19 protein-coding genes are annotated in these 20446 nt (G+C 59.6%); 12 read left to right on the top strand and 7 right to left on the bottom strand.

All coding sequences use genetic code 11. The features are described from left to right. Window positions 1–24: 24 nt before the first annotated feature. The gene (mgtE, locus tag AC2FF8_RS04505) at window positions 25–1419 is read left to right on the top strand and encodes a magnesium transporter (RefSeq protein ID WP_496879020.1); all 1395 of its coding nucleotides are present in this window, start codon (window positions 25–27) and stop codon (window positions 1417–1419) included. Then, window positions 1416–1973 carry a 5-formyltetrahydrofolate cyclo-ligase gene (locus AC2FF8_RS04500; RefSeq protein WP_496879019.1) on the top strand — a complete coding sequence of 186 codons (558 nt, stop codon included), beginning with the start codon at window positions 1416–1418 and terminating at the stop codon, window positions 1971–1973. Before mgtE ends, AC2FF8_RS04500 begins: the two co-directional genes overlap by 4 nt. Before the next feature lie 3 nt (window positions 1974–1976). On the opposite strand, the gene AC2FF8_RS04495 is transcribed toward AC2FF8_RS04500, so the two are convergent. Beyond that, window positions 1977–2204 (bottom strand): putative hemolysin, encoded by a 228-nt coding sequence (locus AC2FF8_RS04495; protein ID WP_496879018.1) that lies wholly within the window; start codon window positions 2202–2204, stop codon window positions 1977–1979. A 133-nt stretch (window positions 2205–2337) separates the two neighbouring features. Here AC2FF8_RS04495 and AC2FF8_RS04490 point away from each other — a divergent pair, with 133 nt between their 5' ends. The 3 genes from AC2FF8_RS04490 to AC2FF8_RS04480 all read left to right on the top strand — a co-directional run bounded on the left by AC2FF8_RS04490 (window position 2338) and on the right by AC2FF8_RS04480 (window position 5851). Next, window positions 2338–3153 (top strand): TIGR00282 family metallophosphoesterase, encoded by an 816-nt coding sequence (locus AC2FF8_RS04490; protein ID WP_170343634.1) that lies wholly within the window; start codon window positions 2338–2340, stop codon window positions 3151–3153. An 87-nt stretch (window positions 3154–3240) separates the two neighbouring features. Then, on the top strand, window positions 3241–5019 hold the full coding sequence (locus AC2FF8_RS04485) for an SLC13 family permease (protein WP_496879017.1): 1779 nt from the start codon (window positions 3241–3243) through the stop codon (window positions 5017–5019). Window positions 5020–5113: 94 nt separating this feature from the next. Beyond that, complete coding sequence (locus AC2FF8_RS04480) at window positions 5114–5851, top strand: YbaY family lipoprotein (RefSeq protein WP_496879016.1); 738 nt, start codon at window positions 5114–5116, stop codon at window positions 5849–5851. 13 nt (window positions 5852–5864) lie between these two features. Here AC2FF8_RS04480 and AC2FF8_RS04475 read toward each other — a convergent pair whose 3' ends face one another. The 4 genes from AC2FF8_RS04475 to AC2FF8_RS04460 all read right to left on the bottom strand — a co-directional run bounded on the left by AC2FF8_RS04475 (window position 5865) and on the right by AC2FF8_RS04460 (window position 10991). Continuing rightward, window positions 5865–7526 carry an FAD-binding dehydrogenase gene (locus tag AC2FF8_RS04475; protein WP_496879015.1) on the bottom strand — a complete coding sequence of 554 codons (1662 nt, stop codon included), beginning with the start codon at window positions 7524–7526 and terminating at the stop codon, window positions 5865–5867. Window positions 7527–7536: 10 nt separating this feature from the next. Next, window positions 7537–8394 carry a bile acid:sodium symporter family protein gene (locus AC2FF8_RS04470; protein ID WP_496879014.1) on the bottom strand — a complete coding sequence of 286 codons (858 nt, stop codon included), beginning with the start codon at window positions 8392–8394 and terminating at the stop codon, window positions 7537–7539. 73 nt (window positions 8395–8467) lie between these two features. Then, on the bottom strand, window positions 8468–9202 hold the full coding sequence (locus tag AC2FF8_RS04465) for a glutamine amidotransferase (protein ID WP_170343639.1): 735 nt from the start codon (window positions 9200–9202) through the stop codon (window positions 8468–8470). A gap of 16 nt (window positions 9203–9218) precedes the next feature. Beyond that, on the bottom strand, window positions 9219–10991 hold the full coding sequence (locus tag AC2FF8_RS04460) for an SLC13 family permease (RefSeq protein WP_496879013.1): 1773 nt from the start codon (window positions 10989–10991) through the stop codon (window positions 9219–9221). Window positions 10992–11101: 110 nt separating this feature from the next. On the opposite strand from AC2FF8_RS04460, the gene AC2FF8_RS04455 reads away from it, so the two are divergent. Beyond that, window positions 11102–11842 (top strand): YebC/PmpR family DNA-binding transcriptional regulator, encoded by a 741-nt coding sequence (locus AC2FF8_RS04455; RefSeq protein WP_170343641.1) that lies wholly within the window; start codon window positions 11102–11104, stop codon window positions 11840–11842. Between the two features lie 146 nt (window positions 11843–11988). Continuing rightward, the gene (locus tag AC2FF8_RS04450) at window positions 11989–13269 is read left to right on the top strand and encodes an MFS transporter (protein ID WP_170343642.1); all 1281 of its coding nucleotides are present in this window, start codon (window positions 11989–11991) and stop codon (window positions 13267–13269) included. A gap of 11 nt (window positions 13270–13280) precedes the next feature. Here the strand turns inward: AC2FF8_RS04450 and AC2FF8_RS04445 are convergent, their stop codons facing one another. Then, the gene (locus tag AC2FF8_RS04445; RefSeq protein WP_496879012.1) at window positions 13281–13970 is read right to left on the bottom strand and encodes a nitroreductase family protein; all 690 of its coding nucleotides are present in this window, start codon (window positions 13968–13970) and stop codon (window positions 13281–13283) included. 26 nt (window positions 13971–13996) lie between these two features. Next, a complete protein-coding gene (locus AC2FF8_RS04440; protein ID WP_496879011.1) occupies window positions 13997–14890 on the bottom strand; it encodes a LysR family transcriptional regulator ArgP in 894 nt (297 codons plus the stop codon). A gap of 87 nt (window positions 14891–14977) precedes the next feature. Here AC2FF8_RS04440 and AC2FF8_RS04435 point away from each other — a divergent pair, with 87 nt between their 5' ends. From AC2FF8_RS04435 to betA, 5 genes are all read left to right on the top strand, one after another. Then, entirely contained in the window at window positions 14978–15577 is a 600-nt protein-coding gene (locus tag AC2FF8_RS04435; protein ID WP_425078645.1) for a LysE/ArgO family amino acid transporter, read from the top strand. A gap of 40 nt (window positions 15578–15617) precedes the next feature. Continuing rightward, window positions 15618–16526: a DMT family transporter gene (locus tag AC2FF8_RS04430; RefSeq protein WP_257600869.1), complete on the top strand. Its 909-nt coding sequence runs from the start codon at window positions 15618–15620 to the stop codon at window positions 16524–16526. Between the two features lie 87 nt (window positions 16527–16613). After that, window positions 16614–17186: a choline-binding transcriptional repressor BetI gene (betI, locus tag AC2FF8_RS04425; protein ID WP_496879010.1), complete on the top strand. Its 573-nt coding sequence runs from the start codon at window positions 16614–16616 to the stop codon at window positions 17184–17186. Then, window positions 17183–18691 (top strand): choline-sulfatase, encoded by a 1509-nt coding sequence (gene betC, locus AC2FF8_RS04420; RefSeq protein WP_496879009.1) that lies wholly within the window; start codon window positions 17183–17185, stop codon window positions 18689–18691. The genes betI and betC overlap by 4 nt, the downstream gene beginning before the upstream one ends. Window positions 18692–18761: 70 nt before the next feature. Continuing rightward, on the top strand, window positions 18762–20420 hold the full coding sequence (gene betA, locus AC2FF8_RS04415; RefSeq protein WP_496879008.1) for a choline dehydrogenase: 1659 nt from the start codon (window positions 18762–18764) through the stop codon (window positions 20418–20420). Window positions 20421–20446: the final 26 nt, after the last annotated feature.

Genomic DNA, 20446 nt, shown 5'->3' with positions numbered 1-20446 from the left:
CAAATCGTAAAAAAGGGGCAGAGCATGACGACAGGCAGAGACGAAGCCGGACACGATCAGCCCCGGGATGAAGACGCCTATGCGTTGGATCCCAAGGCAGTAGCGGCAATCCTGTACGCGGTGGATATAGACGACCGCGACAAGCTGATCGAGTTGATGGAGCCGCTGCACTCGGCCGACATTGCCGACCTTCTTGAACAGATCAATCCGTTTGACCGGTCGCGCCTGATTCGCCTGTACGACAAAGAGTTTGACGGCGACATCCTGTCTGAACTGGATGAATCGGTTCGTGAAGAGGTGATCTCGGTCCTGAACCCGGATGTTCTGGCCGATGCCGTGCGCGAGATGGAAAGCGACGATGTCGTTGACCTGCTTGAAGACCTTGAGGAACCGCAGCAGGAAACCATCCTGGACGCGCTGGAGGATTCCGAACGGATCGCAGCCGAACAGGCCCTGTCCTACCCCGAGAACTCGGCGGGTCGCCTCATGCAGCGTGAAGTGGTCATGGCGCCCGAGCATTGGACCGTTGGCCAAGCCATTGATTTCATGCGCGCCAATGACGATTTGCCCGAGCAGTTCTATCACGTCGTTCTGGTCGATCCGCGCCTGAAACCTGTGGCGCAGGTGACGTTGGGCAAGCTGATGGCGGCGCGGCGTGACGTGCCTCTGCTTGATCTGACAGAGGAGGAGTTTCACATCATCCCTGTCGATCAGGATGAGGAAGACGTGGCTTATGCCTTCAACCAGTATCACCTGATCTCGGCCCCGGTGGTGGATGCGGATGGCCGTTTGGTCGGTGTCATCACCATTGATGACGCGATGGTCGTTCTGGATGAAGAGCATGAAGAAGACATCCTGCGTCTTGCCGGTGTCGGCGACGAAAGCTCGTTGTCCGACAGCGTGGCGGCAACCAGCCGGCGAAGGTTGCCCTGGCTGGCGGTGAACCTGTGCACGGCGATCTGTGCCTCTTTGGTGATTTCGCAATTCGAGGCGGCGATTGATCAACTGGTCGCGCTGGCCATCCTGATGCCGATCGTCGCGTCGATGGGCGGCAATGCTGGAACACAGTCGCTCACCGTTACGGTGCGCGCGTTGGCGACGCGCGACCTGACCAATGCAAACGTGCTGCGCGTTATTCGCCGGGAACTGCTGGTGGGGATGCTGAATGGGCTCTGCTTTGCAATCGTGCTGGGGACCGTGGGGATGCTGTGGTTCGATTCCCCGCTGCTGGGTGTCGTGATTGGGTCGGCCTTGGTCGTGAACATGATCATCGCAGGCTTTGCAGGTACGGTAGTACCAGTCGTGCTGGACCGCTTGGGCATCGACCCGGCGCTGGCATCGGGAACCTTTGTGACAACCACGACGGATGTCATGGGTTTCTTCATATTTCTTGGGCTTGCCAGCGTGGTGCTCCTGTGACCGATCTGACCGAAATCAAAGCCGCAGCGCGCAAAGCGGCGTTTGCCCGCCGCAAGACCGCGTTTGATGCCCGCTTGCCGGGCGCAGCCGGGCGCTTGTCCGAAGTTCTGGCAGGCCATCGCGGCGTTCCCCTGTCAGGTTACATGCCGATCCGGACCGAGATCGACCCGGTGCCTGCGATGGCCGAGGCATCGGCTTATGGCCCGGTGGGGGTGCCTGTCATTCAGGCAACCGGTCAGCCGCTGAAATTCTCTCGCTGGACGCCGGACGGTGTGCTCAAGGATGGCCCGTTCGGTGCAAAAGTGCCCCAGGTGGATGACTATTTCGACCCCGAAATCCTGATCGTGCCGCTGGTCGCCTTCGATGCAAATGGTGGCCGCCTGGGGTATGGCGGCGGGTTTTATGACCGAACGCTGGAAGGCTTGCGCTCCAAACGCCCGACGCTTGCCATTGGCTTTGCTTTTGACGCGCAAGAGACTGCGGATCTGCCGCTCGAGCCAACCGACCAACCACTGGACATGGTTGTCACGGAAAGCCGCGTGTTGACCTTCTAGCTGCTATTGCTCGAAGTGGCTGCGCAAGAAATCCCAGGCATCCACCTCGGTGCCGTCTTTCAGGATGCAGATGCCATAGACACTGCCTTCTTCGTTTTTACGAAGCTGGTAGGTCCCGTCGTTTTCAATGCAGAAGGTCGCGGCGGGGTTGGGCATGGATGTCTTGGTGCCTTCGGCCGCGGCAGCGGTTGCCGCCAAAAGGCAGCCGGTCAGAACAATTGACGACTTCACGAAGAATTCCTTCTGTATTCAAAAGACGTATCGAAACATTGCCACGGCAGAATTTGATTTCAACCCCGAAGTCTGCCGTTAATTTCACGCTTCCGCCTTGTTATTGCCCTGTACAGCCCCTACGACCCGGATCATGAGGATTCTGTTTCTTGGCGATGTCATGGGGCGCGCGGGCCGCGCTGCCGTTCAGCAGCATTTGCCGCGCCTGCGCGACGAATGGCGGCTGGATTTTGTTGTGGTCAATGGCGAAAACGCGTCGAACGGCATGGGGTTGAGCGGAGATCACGCCAGGCTGTTGCTCGACGCCGGGGCAGATTGCCTGACGCTGGGCGATCATGCGTTCGACCAGAAAGACATGCTGCAATTCATCGAGAAGGAACAGCGCATCATACGACCCGTGAACTTCGCCAAAGGCGCGCCGGGGCGGGGTCATCGGTTGTTCACGGCGCCGGGGGGGCGCAAGGTTCTGGTTGTGCAGGTGCTGGGTCAGGTCTTTATGAAGCGTCCGTTCGACGATCCGTTCTCAGCCATTGAGCCGATCCTGAAATCCCATCCCAGGGGAGGTCAGGCGCAAGCAATCATCGTGGACATGCATTGCGAAGCGACGTCCGAGAAGATGGCGATGGGGCATTACTGTGACAAGCGCGCCAGCCTTGTGGTGGGAACGCATACCCATGTGCCAACCGCGGATTCGCAGATTCTGCCGGGTGGCACCGGGTATCTGACAGATGCAGGCATGTGCGGAGACTACGATTCGGTCATCGGCATGGACAAGCAAGAGCCGATGCGACGGTTCATCACCGGTATGCCTAAGGCGCGCTTTACCCCCGCAAATGGCGAGGCCACACTGAGCGGCGTGTTCGTGGAAACCGATGATCGTGACGGACAGGCCAAATCCGTGCGCATGGTGCGGGTCGGCGGGCGTCTGGAACAAGCCGGGCCCGAATAGTCATCGTCAGGCTTGCTCTGTCGGGCGCAATGCGTGAAACTGCATGTCATCAGGCGCTTGGGCCGGGGTTCGGACAGAATACCACGAATGAATTTCCTTTCACTGACAGACACAGGAAGCGCAGTTCTGGCGCTGGTCATCGTTGCGGGCATGTTCATCATGTTCCTGCGCGAGGTTTATCCGACCGAAGTCGTGGCGATTGGCGGTGTCTCACTGATGCTTGTAACCGGCATCTTGCCCTATCAAAGCGCGCTTGCGGTTCTGTCCAACCCGGCACCCTGGACGATTGCCGCGATGTTCATCATCATGGGGGCCTTGGTGCGGACCGGAGCCCTGGACTCGTTCACCTCGACCGCGCAGAAGCAGGCTCAGGTAAACCCGCGTATTGCCATCGCTTTGCTTATGGGGTTTGTCGTGCTGGCCTCGGCGGTGGTGTCGAATACGCCAGTGGTCGTGGTGATGATACCGGTCTTTGTGCAAATTGCCCGCACCCTGAATGTTCCCGCGTCCAAATTGCTGATTCCGCTGAGTTATGCGGCCATTCTGGGCGGCACGCTGACATTGATCGGCACGTCCACCAACCTGCTGGTGGATGGCGTGGCCCGCGCGCAGGGGATGAAACCCTTTACGATTTTCGAAGTCACGCCGCTGGGGATCGCGCTGGTGATCTACGGCATGATCTATTTGCGCTTCATCGCGCCCAAACTGTTGCCCGAGCGGGACAGCATGGCGTCGCTGCTCAGTGACCGGTCCAAGATGAAGTTCTTTACCGAGGCCGTCATTCCGCCGGACAGCAACCTGATCGGGCGCGAAGTGACGGGCGTGCAGTTGTTCAAACGCCCCGGCGTGCGTCTAATCGATGTCATCCGGGGGGATGAGTCGTTGCGGCGCAACTTGAAAGGCGTCGAACTGAAGGTCGGCGACAGGGTGGTTTTACGCACCGAGATGACCGAACTTCTGAGCCTTCAGCGCAACCGGGAACTCAAACGCGTGGATCAGGTATCCGCCGTTGAAACCAAGACGGTTGAGGTGTTGATCACGCCCGGATGCCGTCTGGTGGGGCGGACCCTTGGGATGATGCGGCTTCGGCGTCGCTATGGCGTTTACGTGCTGGCGGTGCACCGTCGCAACCAGAATATCGGCCGTCAGTTGGATGAATTGGTGGTCAGGGTTGGGGATACGTTGCTTTTGGAAGGTGCCCCGGCGGATATCCAGCGGCTGGCGGCTGATATGGACATGGTGGACGTCACACAACCATCGGCTCGAGCATTCCGTCGAAGCCATGCACCCATTGCGATTGGTGCTCTTGTAGGGATTGTCGCCCTCGCTGCGCTGGGCATTGCGCCCATCCTGTTGTTGTCGATTGTGGCCTGCGCCGTGGTTCTGTTGACCCGCTGTATCGACGCGGATGAGGCGTTTTCCTTTGTTGAAGGTCGTCTGTTGGCGTTGATCTTCGCGATGCTGGGCATAGGGGCTGCGCTGGACAGCTCGGGCGCGGTTTCCCTGATCGTCGAGGCCGTTGCGCCGGGGCTCAGTGCCTTGCCGCCATTCCTAATTATCTGGGCGATTTATCTGCTGACCTCGGTGCTGACCGAACTGGTCTCCAACAACGCCGTTGCGGTTGTCGTCACCCCGATCGCCATCGGTCTGGCGCAGGCTGTCGGAATAGATCCGCGTCCGCTGGTCGTCGCGGTCATGGTGGCGGCCTCGGCATCGTTTGCAACACCGATCGGATACCAGACGAACATGATGGTCTATGGTCCCGGAGGCTACAGGTTCACCGACTTCATGAAAGTGGGCGTGCCGCTGAACCTGACGGTCGGATTGTTGGCGTCCCTGCTGATCCCGTTGATCTGGCCGTTATGACATCGGCACAGATTTGCCGCTTTGCTCGCGGCGTACTTGTAAATGTCGGATGAACAGCAATCTTTTGTAGAACTGATATTTGAAGGGTACTGCCATGCTGACACTCGTCCGCACCACGTTTCCTGCGGTTGCCTTCGCCACCGTTTTGAGCGGCACATCGCTTGCTGGAACCGTCGAAGGAACCGCAACCTACCGAGAGCGTATTGCGCTCCCGCCCGGCGCGACCTTGTTCGTCGAGCTTCAGGATATCTCATTGGCGGATGCGCCGGCCGAAACGCTTGCCGCGCAGAGATATGCCCTGACCGGTGTGCCGGCACAGTTTGAACTGACCTATGATGATGCGTTGATCCAGGACGGGCGCAGATATGCCGTGCGTGCTTCGGTCATGCAGGGGCAAAACCAGTTGTTCACCACCGATACCGTCTACCCGGTTCTGACAGATGGGGCCGAGAATTCAGCTGACCTGCTGATGATTCAGGTGCAACACCAAGGTGCCGCGATGCTGGAAAACACCGAATGGGTCGCTTCGGGCCTCAATGGTGCGCCTGTCGAGACAGAGAAACGTCCTGAGCTTGCTTTCGGGCAGGGCGGAGCGTTTTCAGGTAGTGGTGGCTGTAACAGGTTCAGTGGCCAGGCCGAGATTTCTGCCAATCGGATCGCGTTCCCGGACAATATGGCTGCAACGCTCATGGCGTGCCCACCCCCGCTGGACGAGGTCGAGCGGCAGTTTCTGAAAGCGATGCAAACTGTCACGACCTTCGCGGTGCAAGGCAACGCGCTGGCCTTGCTGGATGCTCAGGGTGAGCCGGTGATCAAACTGGAGCGCAAGTAAAAGGGCAGGGTTGTCAGGCGACGGCCCTCGATCGCCCTGCGTTGCGACCCGAAAAGATGCAGCCACCCAGAAAGGTCCCTTCCAGCGCGTTGTAACCGTGATAACCACCGCCACCGAACCCTGCGACTTCACCGGCTGCGAACAGGCCGGGCACCACCTGGCCGTCGGCGCCGATCATCTGACTGTCCAGATTGGTCTGCAAACCGCCCAGTGTCTTGCGGGTCAGCACGTGCAGCTTGACCGCGATCAGCGGGCCATTCTTGGGGTCCAGGAACTTGTGCGGCTTGGCGGTGCGGATCAGTTTGTCTCCACGATAATTGCGGGCTGCAAGGATCGCCATCATCTGCGCGTCTTTTGAGAACGGATTGTCGACCTGAGAATCCCGCGCCTCGATCTGGGCACGCAAATGGGCCTCGTCTATCAGCCCCCCACCCAAATGGTTCATTCCGTTGACCAGCTCGGTCAGCGTGTTGGCAACAACAAAATCCTCGCCCTTCTCCTTGAATGCCTCGACCGGGGCGGTCGCTTTGGACCCGGACAGTATGCGTTGACGAATAACCTCTTTCCAGCTGCCTGACGTGAAATCGGGGTTCTGTTCAGACCCGGACAGGGCGAATTCCTTCTTGATCACCTTCTGAGTCAGAACGAACCAACTGTATTCATACCCGGTGTTCAGGATTTCGCGCAGTGTCCCCAGCGTATCGAACCCGGGCAGGCAGGGGGGCTGCAACCGGTTTCCGCGCGCGTCGAACCACATCGAGCTGGGGCCGGGCAGAATGCGAATGCCATGGGCGGGCCAGATCGGATCCCAGTTGCGCACGCCTTCGGTGTAATGCCACATGCGGTCGCCGTTGATGACATGGCCACCGGCCTTTTCGCTGATGGCGATCATCCGACCGTCCACATGGAAGGGCACACCCGCCACCATGTCCTTGGGCGGGTCGCCCAGACGGTCGCGGGGCCAGTTCTGGCGCACCATCTCGAAATTGCCACCGATCCCGCCCGAGGTGACGATGACCGAGGGCGCATAGACCTCGAACTCGCCCACCTCGTCGCGGTTGGTCTTGCCGCCGCGCGGGGCCGCGTCATCGGCCAGCACCTCGCCCGAGACGCCCTTGGCCTCGCCGTTCTGCATGATGATGTGGCTGACCTGATGGCGGTATTTCATCTGGATCAGACCGGCGCTGACATGGTCGCGGACCCGGCGGATGAAGTGTTCCAGCACGCCAGGTCCGGTGCCCCAGGTGATGTGAAAGCGCGGGACGGAATTGCCGTGGCCGTTTGCGTAGGACCCGCCACGTTCAGCCCAGCCCACGACCGGAAACCAGCGCAGCCCCATGCCATGCAGCCAGGGACGCATTTCACCGGCGGCGAACTCGATATAGGCTTCGGCCCATTTACGGGGCCAGGTATCTTCTTCGCGGTCGAACTGCGCGCTGCCCATCCAGTCGCGCAACGCCAGATCGTGGCTGTCGCGGATACCCATGCGGCGTTGTTCCGGCGTGTCGACCATGAACAGGCCACCCAGGCTCCAGAATGCCTGACCGCCCAGAAAACCTTCTGGTTCCTGATCGAGTATGATTACCTTCTTGCCTCGGTCGCCCAGTTCGGCAGCGGCGGCCAATCCGGCCAGACCAGCCCCGACAACGATCGCATCAGCAGTGTTGTTTGTCATAACGGTCCTTTCAGCGCCTGCGGAACCAGACAAGAAACGGCAGAACCACGGCGTACATCGTAATACCATATACCGCCGAGGGCAGGGCCAGCGGGCTGAACCCGCTTTCGGTATTCGTGATCAGCGCCGCCAGTGTAATGCCCAGCGTGGAATTTTGAATTCCGGTTTCGATCGAGATCGTCTTGCACTCATTCCAGGACAGGTTTGTTATCCGCGCCAGCCCCAATCCGATGAACAGCAGGGCGATATTCAAAGAAATCAAGCCTGCGCCCATGATGCCGAGATTGTCGACCAACAATTGCCAGTTCCCGGCCAGTGCCGCGGCAATGATCAGCACGAACAAAACGGTCGCGAGCGCCGACAACCCCGGCTCGACACGGTTTGCAAACCCTGTTGCAAAGCTGCGAACTCCGACCCCGATTGCCACGGGCAGCGTTGTTATCAGAAACAATGCAACAGCCAGCCCGGTGATCGAAACCTCGGGGGCTTCGTCGCCCATGAAATGCGCGATCGACCAGGCGGCCAGTATCGGCACAGTCACCATCGACAGAAGGCTGATCACGGCGGTCAGGCTGACTGAAAGCGCGACATCGGCCTTGGCGAGCTTTGACAGGATATTGCTGGTTACGCCGCCCGGGCAAAAACTGAGCAGCATGAAACCAACGGCGATCTCAGGCGGCAAAGCAAAAAATTTGACCGTCGCAAAGGCCGCCACCGGCAATAGAACAACCTGACTTGCCGCCCCGATGGCAAAGGCGCGTCGTCGGCTCATGACACGGCGGAAGTCTGCCACCTCCAGCCCGATGCCCAGAGACAGCATGATAACGGCCAGTGAAACCGGCAGACCGACGTTAATGAGCAGATCCAAGGACAACTCCTCCCAAAGTTGCGTCAGATCAGCCTAAGCGAGGGGGCAAGGCGCAGGCAACCGCGCCGTTGGGTCACTCGTATCGTCGGACGAACCGGCGCAGGATCTCGCCGGGTTGTGTGACATCGGCCGAATGGCAGCGGTCAATCAGTTTTTGCGCGTCTTCAGGCGGGAAATAGCCGTGGTTCTTGTAGATATTGATGCGCTGTTCAAAATCCCTGGCATCGGCCTCGGGGTGGAACTGCGTGGCATATACGTTCTGCCCCCAGCGGATCATCTGGAACGGGCAGGGGTCTGACGTGACAAGGTGAACGCAACCCTCGGGCAGCGCCTGAACCGCTTCCTTGTGACCAACGAATGCGTCGAAGGTGGGTTCCAACCCTGCGGTCAACGGGTCCTGCTGGCCTTCCGGGGTCAGGTGGCACGTGGATGGTCCGACGGGTTCGCCATATCGGGCCTTGCTGACGTCGCCACCCAGATGCGCCGCCAGAATGCCAAGGCCATAGCAGCAGCCCATGAACGGGTGATCCTGTGCGATGATCTGCGGCATCAACCCCATGATCGTCGCCTCGATCCGGGCATCCAGCGGGGATTTGGTCGCCGGGTCGTCACTGACGCATCCAGGTCCGCCGCCCACGATGACACCGGCGTAGTCTGTGACATCCATCTCCCCGGGCAGGTTTTCGCAATCCAAACGGATGCGACGCGTCTGTTCAGGAGACAACCCGCTCCGGTTCAGGATCGAGGCGTATTCGGCGTCGGATGCATCGGTTTCGGGGCGCAGTTGCAGGATCAAAAAGGGTTTCATGCGCAGCCTTTACCCGTCACAGCGGCCAGAACACAAGAATGGCGGGAACAGAAACGGCGATGATCAGCATCTCCAAGGGCAATCCCATGCGCCAGTAATCCCCGAAACGATAGCCGCCGGGCCCCAGAACCAGCGTGTTGTTTTTGTGCCCGATGGGGGTCAGGAACGCAGCCGAGGCCGCAACGGCCACGGTCATCAGAAACGGGTCGGGTGACACCTCGAGCGTGCGTGCCATTTGTATCCCGACCGGCGCGGCGACAATGGCGGTGGCGGTGTTGTTCAACACGTCTGACAAAGTCATCGTGACGACCATCAGTACGGTCAGAATGGCCCAGGCGGGCAGACCATCGGTCAGCTGGATCAGGGCGTTTGCGATCAGTTCGGTTCCGCCCGAGGTCTCCAAAGCACTGCCCAGAGGGATCATAGACCCCAGCAGTACGACCACCGGCCATTCGATGTGATTGTAAATCTCGGTGATCGGCATGATCTTGGTCAGCACATAAGCAATCACCACCAGCCCCAAAGCAATGGGAAGATAGATCAACCCGACACTTGCGGCCAAGACAGCGGCGGCGAACAGGCCGATGGCCAGCCATGCCTTGTCGTTAGCCGTAACGTTCAGCCCGCGTCCGGCAAGGGGCAGGCAACCCAGCCATTCCGTAACATCCGCAGCGCGGTCGCGGGGGCAGAGCAGCAGCAGGATATCGCCCGGTTCCACCTCGGTCTTGCGGACCTGTTCGGTGATCCTGCGCCCCTGGCGTGAGATGCCCATCAGAACGGTGCTTTGCCGCCAGGCCAGCCCAAGCCCTTGTGCCGTGCGACCTGTGATGCGCGCGCTTTCCGGCACGACGACTTCGATCACTTCCAGCCCGTCCCCCTCAGCCGTCAGCAATTCCTGCCGGCGCGTGTCCGAGAAATCCAGGTTGAGCGCGGCACGGAACTCGTCCAGCGCTTCGGGTCGGGCTTCCAGAACCAGCGCGTCACCTTCCTGCAAAACGGCGTGCGCCGACCGGCCATAGCGACGCTTGCCATCCCGGATCAAACCGATGATGGCCACGTCCGATTTCTCGGCCGCCTCATAAAGCTCGCTGACCCGTTTGCCGATATGGGCGGATTTCGGTGGAACGGTCAGCTCGGCGATGTATTCGGCCAAGGTTTCCGATGTTTCAGCCTGCGGCCCGCGATTGGGGATCAGGCGCCACCCTACCAGTGCAACAAAGGCAAGGCCGGCGATCGCGGCCAGCCCACCGACCGGGGCAAAATCGAACATGTGAAACGGCTCGCCCAGTGTTTCGGCCCGGATCGAGGCGATGATGATGTTCGGGGGGGTCCCGATCAGCGTGGCCATCCCGCCGAGAATCGTGGCAAAGCTCAGCGGCATTAGCGACAGGCCCACAGACCGGCCCGCTTTGCGTGCGGTCTGAATGTCCACGGGCATCAGCAGCGCCAGCGCCGCTACGTTGTTCATGAAGGCCGACAGAACCGCGCCGATCCCACCCATCAGGGCGATATGCGCGCCCAGGCCCCGCGAGGCATCAACCAGCGTGCGGGTGATCAGGAACACTGCTCCGGATCGGACCAAACCGGCAGAAACCACCAAAACCAGCGCCACGATGATAGTCGCCGGATGGCCGAACCCGGCAAAGGCGCCATCCACGGGCACGACGCCCAGCACGACGCCGATCATCAGTGCGGCAAAGGCCACAAGGTCGTATCGAAACCGGCCCCATAGCAGCATTCCGAAGACGGTGATGAAAAGCGCAAAAAGAATGATCTGGTCTGTTGTCATGCCGTCACCATACTAGCCGGTGAAGCCGTCGCAAGCCGCTCTCTTGATCCTGCCCCCTGCAAACGTCTATATGAGCGCCGAACACGCAATCACGATGACGAGGACGCATTATGGCAGGCCACTCAAAATGGGCCAACATCCAGCACCGCAAGGGGCGTCAGGACGCCGCGCGGTCCAAACTGTTTTCCAAACTGTCGAAAGAGATCACCGTTGCCGCCAAGATGGGCGACCCCGATCCTGAAAAGAACCCGCGCTTGCGTCTGGCCGTGAAAGAGGCCAAGTCGAACTCGGTTCCCAAGGATGTGATTGACCGCGCGATCAAAAAGTCCACTGCCGGTGAAGGCGACGATTACGAAGAAATCCGCTATGAAGGCTATGGCCCCAACGGCGTGGCCGTGATCGTTGAAACCATGACGGACAACCGCAATCGCACTGCGTCGACCGTGCGTTCGACCTTTTCCAAGAACGGTGGCAATCTGGGCGAAACGGGCTCGGTCGGGTTCATGTTCGAACGCAAGGGCGAAGTGATTTATCCGGCGACGGCAGGTGACGCAGACACCATTTTCGAAGCCGCCATCGAGGCTGGCGCGGAAGATGTCGAAAGTTCAGAGGATGGCCACATCATCTGGTGTGCGGATACGGATCTGAACGACGTTTCGAACGCGTTGGAGGCTGCGCTGGGTGAATCTGAATCCACCAAGTTGGTCTGGAAACCGACCACCACGACGGAGCTGGGTCTGGAAGACATGCAAAAGCTGATGAAGCTGGTGGATGCGCTGGAAGACGATGACGACGTACAGCGTGTCACGACCAATTTCGAAGCCTCGGATGAGGTGATGGCGCAGCTCTGAGCTGTTGCGGAACCTGATTGTGAAACCCGGCTCGACTGCCGGGTTTTTTCGTTTTCGGGCAGTTTCGAAGAGGTGTTGGCTGAAACCTTCGAAACGCTTAGGCTGGTACAACTCGGAAGTTCTGGGACGATGCCACCGAAAGATCCATGACGGATGTGACCTCTGATAAGACCAAGCGAAACGTGCCGGTTCTTGCTGGGCAGAGTATCGTGTCTCAGGTTGCGTGGACTTTGGGCAGCCCATCGGTGGTTTTGCCGTTTCTGGCCGTGTCATTCGAATTGCCGATGTTCGTGGCGGGCGCGCTGGTTTCGGTGCGGATGGTTGGAAGTATGATTTCCGACTTTTTTCTGGCGCAACCCATAGCGGCGAAATCGCAAAAGAAGCGCGCCATCGCTCTGACCGAAGCCGTTATCGGTGCCTGTCTTGTTCTGGCGATGGTGGCCGCCGCGACCGGGGTCGTTCCGTTGATCGCAGTGGTTTTCGTGGCGGTCTTCTTCGTGATCGGTCTGGTGGATGAAGTTCAGAACCTGATGTTCACTGATCTGTTGGGCGATCATGTCCACTCGCGTTCGCGCATGGTCATGCATTACCTGCAACTTGGGGGCGGGGGTCTGTGTGCCATCGGTCTGGCCCTGCTGGTGCATCAGATCACCAAGGAAAACCCACCTTTTTCACGCCATTCAACCATGATCGGCGTATCGGTTGCGTTTTTCATGCTTTCAGGGCTGTTGATGCTGGCAATGACCGAGAATGCCCGCTCTGCGGAACCGGCAAAAAAGACTGGAAGCAAACCCAAGCTGTCGTTCACGGCCAATGCCCGGGGTATCCTTGGCATGTTCGAATACACCTGGTTTCGGCGTTACATGGTTATGCGTATACCTTTGGTGGCTGTGTCGCTATCCGTCCCGTTCTTCGCGCTGATAGCGGCAGAGGCGCATCATGGCTCGGCCAAGGGTCTGACCGCGATGATTGTTTCATCCGCTTCGGGCTATCTTGTCTCGGGGCCGTTGTGGCAGGTCGTGAACATGAAATCGCATCGTGCCGTCATGGTGGTCGGGACACTCATGGTGGCCGCTACCGGAGGTGTTCTGCTGGCATTCCACTACATGGGTATCGATCACGATGTGCACCTGCATGCGATAGCGCTGTTCGTCGTCACCGTCGCGGTGACCGGGATCAGCAGCGCGCGCAAGCTCTATTTCCTGGACGTCGCGCCCAAGGAGCAACGCGTTCAGGGATCCGCGGCTATCAAATCGTTTACTCGATTGTTGGCGGTGCTGCTTTCGGCCGCGCTGGCCGCAGTCGCCCATATGCATGAGGTTGCCTTGGCGGTCGCGTTCATAGTCGCGGCCAGTCTGATGGCTTGCGTGACGTGCTACCTGACGATGTCGCCCGACCGGGAAGATTCCCCCCGGCCTCAGAACTAACGCAGGTCCGCTCAGAAGAACGAGGAAATCTCTTCCAAAGGCTTCTTCAGCTTTGCCACAGAAGGTACGGTCGCGGTGTCCGAGGGATGACCAACTGCGATGATCATTGTCGGTTTCTCGGATGAGGGTCGGTCCAGCGCGTCGTTCAGAAACCGCATCGGATTCGGGGTATGGGTCAGGGTGCTGAGACCGGCGTGATGTAGCGCGGCCAACAGAAAGCCGGTGGCAATGTTCACACTTTCTGGCACGTAGTAATTCTTGTACCGCGTCCCGTCTTCGAATTGCCCCCAGCGTTGGGCAAAGACCACGATCAGCCACGGGGCGGTGGTCAGGTGCTCTTTGACCGCATTGGTCCCGATGGGTTCCAGTGCCTTGATCCATTCATCGCCCGCCCCTCCCGCATAGAACCGGCGCTCTTCTTCTTCGGCTTCCTCGCGGATGCGCAGTTTCAGCTTTGGGTCCGATATGGCAGCAAAGTGCCAGGGTTGATGGTTTGCACCTGACGGCGCTGTTCCCGCGGTGCGCAGGCAGGTTTCGATCACATCGCGGGCCACCGGGCGCGTGGTGAAATCCCGAACGGTATGACGCCGCCGCATTTTTTCAAAAAAAGCCACAGCCGCGCCCTGCATGTCCGCATCACTGATCTCGCATCGGTCGGGCAGGGGAATGGGGTCATAACTGAGGGCGTCGCGTGAGAACATTGGTTCCTCCGATCGAATGAGTCTGACTATTTGCGTTGTGACGGGAGCAAAACCCGTTGCGCAGCATGCTGGACTGCCTGTGTAAGAGGTTTGAGCGCTGGCGCAAGAACACGCCCGACCTGCCAGCTGAGCGCGACGTCCAGTGGCGCATCGGGAACGATCGGGCGCAACTGTCCACGCGCCATGGCGTCTTGCACAAGGGCTGCCGGGTTCATACCCCAGCCAATTCCCGCGATCGCGGCATCAACGAAGCCTTGCGAAGACGGCAGGAAGTGGGAAGGCGGTGAAAGACGGTTGCCGGTGTGACGAGCGATCCACGCTTTTTGCAGGCCGTCTTTCTTGTTGAAGACAAGGCAGGGCGCTTTTCTGAGCGTCTCCTCGGTCACGCCGTCCTTGAACCACGCATTGATAAAGTCCGGGCTGGCGGTGGGCAGATACCTCAACACGCCCAGTTCAAGCGCGTCACAACCGCTTATGGTTTGTCCGCCGACGGTGACGGCGGCGCTGACCTCACCGCGCCTCAGCCAATCTGCCGAATGGTCCTGATCGTCGATCACAAGGTCGAACAGCATGTCGGGCACACGCGCCATCGCGTCAATGAACCAGGTCGCCAGAATGTCGGCGGGAACCGCAATGCGAACCCGCGCGGACCCGGGTTCTTGTACCAGCGCCAATTCACGGGCCAGTTGTGATTCCAGCAGCCCGACATCTTCGGCGTAGCGCGCGATGCGCTGCCCGGCGGGCGTTCCGGTGCAAGGGGTTCCCCTATGGATGAGCGAGGCGCCCACCCGATCCTCCAGCGCCTTTATCCGCTGGGATATCGCCGAAGGGGTCACGGCCAGCTCCGCCGCCGCTGCATCAAAACTGCCATGGCGCAGAATGGCGGACAAGGCGGCCAGTTGGTGAGGGTCCAGCAGCATTAGCAAAACTTAACAGAGGGCAACATCTTTAATTTGATAGATCGTATCGCGGCCATTAGTCAACGCAGTGACAACGCAGGAGATATCATGCCTACATCCGTGATCGCCGGTTTTGCGCTGGGTTTCAGCCTGATCCTCGCCATCGGGGCGCAGAACGCCTTTATCCTGAGGCAGGGCTTGCGGCGCGAGCATGTGTTTTTTCTGTGCCTGACCTGTGCAGTGTCTGATGCCATCCTGATCGGAGCAGGCGTGGCAGGTTTTGGCACTCTGGCACAGGCCGCACCCTGGTTCGAAACCGTGATGCGATACGGTGGGGCGGCATTCCTGATCTGGTATGGCTTGCGCAGTCTGCGGTCATCCTGGCTGGGAGGTTCGGTGATGGAAATCGGCAATGGAAAGCGAACCAGCCTCAAGGCTGCGCTGCTGACGGTATTCGCGTTCACCTGGCTGAATCCGCATGTGTATCTGGATACGGTCGTGCTGATCGGCTCGATCTCGGCCCAATATGACGACCGGCTGGGTTTCGCCCTTGGCGCGATGACATCCAGCTTCGTGTTCTTCTTTTCGCTTGGTTACGGCGCGGGTATCCTTTCCCCGGTTTTTGCGCGCCCCCGGGCGTGGCAGGTGCTGGATGCCGGGATTGGCATCGTCATGCTGGGTATCGCACTGAAACTTGTTATCATGTGAAGGGTTGTTCCCGGCCGGGTTTCGGTGTTCAACCTTGAACATGACTTCATCCACCGTATCGTCCCGCCCGCTTGCCGGCATGTTCTGGATGTTCGCCGCCGGCTTGTCCTTTGTCGTGATGACCGCGCTGGTGAAGTCGCTGGGCACATCGATGAATTCTATCCAGGCCGCCTTCCTGCGGTATGTGCTGGGTTTGGTGTTTCTTTTGCCAGCCATGCGGTCGATCATGTCGACACATCTGACACCCCGCCTGCTGACGCTGTTCGGCCTGCGAGGGGTCGTGCATGCGGTTGCGGTCATGCTCTGGTTCTTTGCCATGACACAGATACCATTGGCCGAGGTCACCGCCATGAATTACATGACGCCGGTTTACGTCACGCTGGGGGCGGCCCTGTTTCTGGGTGAAAAACTGGCCTTTCGCCGGATTGCAGCCATTCTGGTCGCTCTAGTTGGCGTCCTGATCATCCTGCGGCCCGGTTTTCGCGACGTGTCATCAGGCCATCTGGCCATGCTGGGAACGGCCCTGACTCTTGGGGGGTCGTATTTATTGGCCAAGATTCTGGTGCGTGATGTACCGCCATCCGTCGTCGTGGCGCATCTGTCGATCTGGGTGACCATAGCCCTGATACCATTTGCGGTCGCCGTCTGGACGCAGCCAAGCCTGCGGGATCTCGGGGTTCTTTTTCTGGTGGCCAGCTTTGCGACAGCCGGGCACTACTTCATGACCTTGGCACTTCAGGCGGCGCCAGTGGCCGTCACGCAGCCGGTGACGTTTCTTCAGCTGATATGGGCCACGATCCTGGGCGCCGCAGTGTTCCATGAAAGCGTTGACGTGTGGGTTGTCGCGGGCGGCACGCTGATCCTTGCCGCCGTAAGCTTTATCTCATGGCGCGAATTCGTGTTGAACCGCCGGGACTTGACGCCTCCGAGTATTGCGCCGAAGCTGTAACGACAACGCTCCCCGATTTTTCATTAATTGACGAGTCAATAAAAACCCCTTAGCGTGGTCCCGTGACGCCTGCTCAAGGGGAGAACGATGCCAAAAGTCGGAATGGAGCCAATCCGCCGGGATGCGATTGTTCGTGCGACAATCGCTGAATTGGGCGTGAAGAAATCCCTTGATGTAACAGTCAGTCAGATTGCCAAGCGTGCGGGCATGTCCAGCGCTCTGGCGCACCACTATTTCGGCGGCAAGGATCAGATCTTTCTGGCTGCCATGCGGCAGATCCTGTCGGACTTCGGCAAAGAGGCGCGAGGCGAGTTGATAGCAGCCGCGCCGGACGAAAGGGCGCAGGCGATCGTCAGGGCGTGTTTTGCGCCCTCTTGTTTCACACCCGATGTGATTGCGGCCTGGATGACCTTTTATGTACTGGCTCAGACCAATGATGACGCCCTGCGCCTGTGGCAGATCTACCAGGCCCGCATCAAATCCAATCTGACCCACGCCCTGCGGCACAAGTTGGCCGACCCTAAAGAGGCGGCCGAGAACATGGTTGCCCTGATTGATGGTCTGTACATCCGCGCCGCACTCAGCGCCCCCGAAGAACCGCAACTGGCCGTGAGCCACGCGATGCGTGTGCTCGACACTCTGCTCGAGGCTGAAAAATGACAAAACCGAACATTCTGATCCTGATGGTGGATCAGTTGAACGGGACTCTCTTTCCAGATGGTCCCGCTGACTGGCTTCACGCTCCGAACCTGAAGAAACTGGCGGAACGGTCAACCCGGTTTGCCAATGCCTACACGGCGTCGCCCTTGTGTGCGCCCGGGCGGGCCAGCTTCATGTCCGGTCAATTGCCGTCGCGCACAGGGGTCTATGACAACGCGGCCGAGTTCCGCAGCGACATCCCCACATACGCACATCACCTGCGCCGCGCGGGCTATTACACCTGCCTGTCCGGCAAGATGCATTTCGTCGGCCCCGATCAGTTGCACGGGTTCGAAGACCGCCTGACCACCGACATCTATCCGGCCGATTTCGGCTGGACCCCGGATTACCGCAAGCCAGGGGAACGGATCGACTGGTGGTATCACAACATGGGGTCCGTAACCGGCGCGGGCGTTGCCGAGATTTCCAACCAGATGGAATATGACGACGAGGTCGCCTACAACGCCAAAGCCAAGCTTTATGATCTGGCACGCGGCAAGGATGACCGCCCATGGTGTGTGACCGTCAGCTTCACCCATCCGCATGACCCATACGTAGCCCGTCGCAAGTACTGGGATCTGTATGAGGATTGCGAGCATCTGCTGCCCGAAGTTTCTGATATCGGCTATGACAATCAGGACCCGCATGCTCAGCGGATTTTTGATGCCAATGACTGGCGCAGTTTCGACATCACCCAAGAAGATATCCGCAAATCGCGCCGCGCCTATTTCGCCAATATTTCCTATCTGGACGACAAGATCGGCGAAATCCTCGAAGTGCTGGAAACGACCCGGCAAGAGGCGATCATCCTGTTCGTTTCGGATCACGGCGACATGCTGGGCGAACGCGGCTTGTGGTTCAAGATGAACTTCTACGAAGGCTCGGCGCGTGTGCCGCTTATGATCGCGTCGCCTGATCTGCCCGCCGGCCGGATAGATGCTCCGGTATCAACATTAGACGTGACGCCGACCCTGGGGGCGCTGGCCGGCGTAGACATGGCCGAAATCGCTCCCTGGACCGATGGCGAAGACCTCGTGCCATTGGTGCTGGGCGAAGAACGAAGCGCACCGGTGGCCATGGAATACGCGGCCGAGGCATCCTACGCGCCATTGGTCTCATTGCGATATGGCAAGTGGAAATACAATCGCTGCGCATTGGACCCCGATCAGTTGTTTGACCTTGAAGCCGACCCGCACGAACTGAACAACCTGGCCGACAGCCCCGAACACGCAGGTACGCTGCAAACACTGCGTGCCAAATCCGAGGCCCGTTGGGATCTGGATCGCTTCGACGCCGATGTCCGCGCCAGCCAGGCGCGGCGCTGGGTTGTGTACGAAGCGCTGCGGCAGGGCGGCTACTACCCGTGGGATTATCAGCCGCTGCAAAAAGCGTCGGAACGCTACATGCGCAATCACATGGATCTCAACATCGTCGAGGAAAACGCCCGGTTCCCGCGCGGCGAATAACCTCTTCATCTTTTCGAAAATACTCCCGCCGGAGGCATCCAACCTTCTCGGTGGGGCAGGAGTTGTGGAAATGGAAGCAGATTTTGTCATCGTCGGCGCAGGGTCCGCAGGCTGCGCAATGGCATATCGTCTGAGCGAGGCGGGGGCCTCGGTTCTGGTGATCGAACACGGCGGCACCGATATGGGGCCGTTCATTCAGATGCCGGCGGCGCTGAGCTATCCGATGAACATGTCGCGCTATGACTGGGGGTATCAGTCCGAGCCCGAGCCGCACCTGAACAACCGTCGCCTGGCCTGTCCGCGCGGCAAGGTGATCGGCGGGTCGTCCTCGATCAATGGCATGGTCTATGTTCGCGGCCACGCGCGCGATTTCGACACCTGGGCCGAGATGGGGGCTGACGGTTGGTCTTACGCGGATGTTTTGCCTTATTACAAACGGATGGAGACCTGGCACGACGGCGGCCATGGGGGCGATCCGGCTTGGCGTGGCACTGACGGTCCGTTGCACGTGTCGCGCGGCCCGCGCGAAAACCCGTTGTTTCAGGCCTTTGTGGACGCAGGTCAGCAGGCCGGTTACGAAGTCACGGGTGACTACAACGGTGAAAAGCAGGAAGGCTTTGGCCCGATGGAGCAGACCGTCTGGAAGGGGCGGCGCTGGTCTGCGGCGAATGCCTATCTGAAACCCGCGCTCAAGCGGGACAATTGCGATATCGTGCGCGGTCTTGCGTCTCGGGTTGTCATGGAAGACGGTCGCGCCATAGGGGTCGAACTGATCCGTGGCGGCAGGAAAGAAGTCATCAGGGCCCGGCGCGAAGTCGTTCTGGCGGCATCGTCAATCAATTCGCCCAAGCTGCTGATGTTGTCCGGTATTGGCCCAGCAGCGCATCTGGCCGAGCATGGGATCGACGTCGTGGCGGATCGCCCGGGGGTTGGTGCCAACCTACAGGACCATCTGGAGCTGTACATTCAACAGGCGTCGCTGCAACCGATCACGCTCTACAAGCACTGGAACCTGGTCAGCAAGGGCCTGATCGGGGCGCAATGGTTGTTTACCAAAACGGGATTGGGCGCATCGAACCAGTTCGAAAGCGCGGCGTTCATCCGGTCGAAACCGGGCGTGGAATACCCCGACATTCAATACCACTTCCTGCCGATTGCGGTTCGCTATGATGGGCAGGCCGCTGCCGAGGGGCACGGGTTTCAGGCGCATGTCGGCCCGATGCGGTCGCCGTCACGCGGGGCGGTCACATTGCGCTCGGCCCAAGCCGCAGACGCGCCGGTGATCAAGTTCAACTACATGAGCCATGAAAAGGATTGGGAGGATTTCCGCACCTGTATCCGACTGACCCGCGAAATCTTTGGACAAGCCGCCTTCAAGCCCTTTGCGGGCAAAGAAATCCAGCCCGGTGCCGCGGTTCAAACGGATGAAGAACTGAACGCCTTTATCGCGGAACATGCGGAAAGCGCCTATCACCCCTGCGGCACCTGCCGGATGGGGCGTGCGGATGACAAGAATGCGGTGGTCGACCCCGAAGGCCGTGTCATCGGCGTGGACGGGTTGCGCGTTGCGGACAGTTCCATCTTTCCGCAGATTACCAACGGCAACCTGAATGCGCCGTCGATCATGGTGGGCGAAAAAGTGTCGGATTCGCTTTTGGGCAAGGATCCGTTGCCGAAGGCCAATGATCGTCCGTGGATTCACCCCAACTGGGCGACCGCTCAGCGTTAACCTTTCCAAACGGCCCCCGGTTGAAT

Source organism: Ruegeria sp. YTSA144 (assembly GCF_059610125.1).
The sequence above is the reverse complement of the archived record's forward strand: the minus strand, read 5'-3'. Positions and strand labels throughout refer to the sequence as shown.